The organism is Inquilinus sp. (assembly GCF_057815775.1).
This window is the reverse complement of record NZ_JBYRFX010000926.1, coordinates 1-3,178: the sequence shown is the minus strand read 5'-3', so window position 1 is coordinate 3,178 and position 3,178 is coordinate 1. Positions and strand designations below refer to the sequence as shown.

General features: G+C 70.2%; 4 protein-coding genes. 1 reads left to right on the top strand and 3 read right to left on the bottom strand.

Going from position 1 to position 3,178, the window contains the following annotated elements:
- Nucleotides 1-1,106 (bottom strand): stimulus-sensing domain-containing protein (locus AC3XYG_RS33035; protein WP_489144130.1); only part of this gene is annotated, 1,106 nt, incomplete at its 3' end.
- A gap of 94 nt (nt 1,107-1,200) precedes the next feature.
- A complete protein-coding gene (locus AC3XYG_RS33030; protein WP_489144129.1) occupies nt 1,201-1,899 on the bottom strand; it encodes a response regulator transcription factor in 699 nt (232 codons plus the stop codon).
- A gap of 155 nt (nt 1,900-2,054) precedes the next feature.
- Between AC3XYG_RS33030 and AC3XYG_RS33025 the strand changes: the two genes are divergently transcribed.
- Nucleotides 2,055-2,780, top strand: coding sequence for a HugZ family pyridoxamine 5'-phosphate oxidase (locus AC3XYG_RS33025; protein ID WP_489144128.1), 726 nt, complete (start codon nt 2,055-2,057; stop codon nt 2,778-2,780).
- Here the strand turns inward: AC3XYG_RS33025 and AC3XYG_RS33020 are convergent.
- Nucleotides 2,777-3,178 (bottom strand): alpha/beta hydrolase (locus AC3XYG_RS33020; RefSeq protein WP_489144127.1); only part of this gene is annotated, 402 nt, incomplete at its 5' end. The genes AC3XYG_RS33025 and AC3XYG_RS33020 overlap by 4 nt on opposite strands.

The window sequence follows — 3,178 nt, the reverse complement described above, 5'->3', positions numbered from 1 at the left end:
TTCTTGATCTCGTGCGACACGTCGGCGGCGAAGCGCTCGATCGCGTCGATCCGGGTCCACAGCGCTGCGGTCATCGCCCGCAGCGCCGCCGCCAGCTCGCCGATCTCGTCGCGCCGGCCGCTCATGTCGGGGATCTCGATCTTGCGGCCGCGGCCCTGCTGCACCCGCTCCGCCGCCCGCGCCAGCCGGCGGATCGGCCGGGTGATGGTGCCGGCCAAGTACAGCGACAGGATGATGGTGACCGCCAGGGCGATGGCGAAGACCTTCAGGATCTCCTCGCGCACCGTCTGGATGTTGCCTTCGATGTTGATGCCCTCGCGGGTCATCAGCACGGCGCCCAGCACCAGGCGCACGCGCTGGACCGGGACGGCGACGCCCAGCATCAGCTTGCCGTCCTCGCGGGCCCATATCTGGCGGCCGACGCCGCCGGCCAGGGCGGCGCGGACGCTGGCATAGTCGTTGCCCTGCTGGTCCTGGCGCTCGACATAGGCCGGCCAGCGCTTGCGCGGCCCGGCGAATTCCGAGGCCCAGTCATACGCCGTGTCCCAGGCCTGGCGAATCCAGCCCTTGGTCACCGGCGGCAGCAGCGGCCGCACCTCGATGATGCCGCCGGGCTGGCCCAGCATCCGGCTGTCGGCCACCAGCTTGCCGTCGGCGCCGAACAGCCGGGCGCGGGTGTCGTTGGCCTGGTAGACGCGGCGGACGATCTGGCGGGCCTGGTCGGGGTCCAGCGACTGCACCGTGTCGATGCCGCCCACGACGGCCCCTTCCGCCAGGTTGGCGGCGAAGATCGTCGCCTCCGCGGTCAGCGATGCCAGCTCGTTCTCGATCAGCCGTTCCTGGTAGGACGACAGGTACAGCATGCCGCCGACCAGCATCATCAGCGCCATCATGTTGACGGCCAGGACGCGGGCGGTGAGCTTCGAGAAGGCGCGGCGGCGCAGCCGGGTCACGGGCGCGTCGACGGCCCGGCCGCCGACCGGCGTTGCCGTGATCGGCTGCACCTCGGGGACCGGTTCTACCCGGGCGGTCTGGTCCGCACCGTCCTCGACGACATCGCCGAGGCGCGGCGCGGGACCGCGGGAGGCTCTCAATGGGGCCGTCATGCTGTCATGCGGCAGTCAGGTTCCGATCGCGGACCGGGGCGACCGCCGGTGGCCATCCGGCGGATGCCGGGGGCCGGGGCGGCGGCCGACGCGATCAGGCCTCCTTGTAGCGATAGCCGACGCCGTACAGCGTCTCGATGTGCCCGAACTCGGTGTCGACCACCTTGAATTTCTTGCGGATGCGCTTGATGTGGCTGTCGATGGTGCGGTCGTCGACATAGATGTGCTCGCCATAGGCGGCATCCATCAGCTGGTCGCGGCTCTTGACGTGGCCGGGGCGGATGGCCAGCGCCTTGACCAGCAGGAATTCGGTGACGGTCAGGTCGATGGTCTCGCCGCGCCACAGACAGGCATGGCGGTTGCCGTCCAGCGTCAGGTCGCCCCGCGCCACCACGGCGGCCGGATCGGCCGGGGTGCTGTCGGTGGCCAGCTGCTCGCGCCGCAGCAGGGCGCGGATGCGCTCGATCAGCAGGCGCTGCGAGAACGGCTTCTTGATATAATCGTCCGCCCCCATGCGCAGGCCCAGCAGCTCGTCGACCTCGTCGTCCTTCGACGTCAGGAAGATCACCGGCATGTTGGTGGTCTTGCGCAGCCGGCCTAGCAATTCCATCCCGTCCATGCGCGGCATCTTGATATCCAGCACGGCCAGGTCGACCGGCTTCTGCAGCAGCCCGCGCAGCGCTTCGTCGCCGTCGGAGAAGGTGCGGACCTCGTACCCCTCCGATTCCAGCGACATCGCCACCGATGTCAGGATGTTGCGATCGTCGTCGACCAGCGCGATGGTCTGGGCCATGGCCCCCTCCACATTCACCACCCGCCCCCGGCGAGTGAAATCCCTCGATGCCGGCGACGCTGAACGCCCAATATGGCGTATCTACGGCTAAAATGACACTTGGACGCGGTAATGTTCTGGAAAACCAGCGAGGTAGCCCCGGAGGTGGGATCGCGATGACGACATTGGACCCCGGCCCGGCCGAACGCGCCCGGACATTGCTGCGCCGTCTAGACCGCGGCGCCCTGGCAACGCTCGATGCCGATGGCGCTCCCTATGCCTCGCTGGTGCTGACCGCGACCGACCCGGCGGGGCATCCGCTGCTGCTGATCTCGCGGCTGGCGGAGCACACCGGCAACCTCGATCGCGACCCGCGGGCGGCGCTGCTGTTCGACGGCACGGCGGGGCTGGACCAGCCGCTGACCGGGCCGCGGCTGACCGTGTCGGGGCGAGCCGAACCGGTGGTCGACCCGGCGCTGCGCGCCCGCTACCTCGCCCGCCATCCGGATGCGTCAGACTATGCCGATTTCCCGGATTTCGGGCTGTGGCGCCTGCGGGTCGGGCGTGGCCACATGATCGCCGGCTTCGGTGCCATCCACCGGCTCGACGCCGCCGAGCTGGTGATCGACCCGCCGGCGGCGCTGACCGCGGCGGAAATCGGCATCGTCGCCCATATGAATGACGACCATACCGACGCCATCGACCTCTACGCCCAGGCCCTGCTCGGCCGGGCCGGCACCGGCTGGCGGATGACCGGGATCGATGCCGACGGCGCGGATCTGCGCCTGGGCGGCGCCGTTGCCCGCCTGGCCTTCGCCGCACCGGTGACGGATGCGGAGACTGCGCGGAAGGAGCTGGTGCGCCTGGCCCGCGTGGCCCGCGCCGGCGGCCTGGCGGATTAGCCCAACGCCTTCAGCCGCTCCATGGTCTCGACCAGCGCGGTGCGGATGCCGGGCTCCATCGCGGAATGGCCGGCATCGGGCACCACGACATAGCCTGCCTCCGGCCAGGCGCGGTGCAGCTCGTCCGCGGTCGTGATCGGGCACACCGTGTCGTAGCGGCCCTGCACGATCGTCGCCGGGATGTGGCGCACACGGCCGATCTCGCGCAGCAGCCGGTCGCGCGGCGTGAACAGGTTCTCCGCGAAATAGTGCGCTTCGATGCGTGCGAGGCCCAGCGCGTGGTTGTCCTCGGCCGCGGTGGTCACGATGTCCGGGTTCGGCAGCAGGGTGGTGCAGACCGCCTCGTAGACGCTCCAGGCACGGCAGGCCGGCATGTGGACCGCCGGATCGGGATCCAT

Bases quoted from the DNA above. Each gene is read 5' to 3' on its own strand.
- AC3XYG_RS33030 (WP_489144129.1), bottom strand. From the start codon at position 1,899: ATGGCCCAGACCATCGCGCTGGTCGACGACGATCGCAACATCCTGACA.
- AC3XYG_RS33025 (WP_489144128.1), top strand. From the start codon at position 2,055: ATGACGACATTGGACCCCGGCCCGGCCGAACGCGCCCGGACATTGCTG.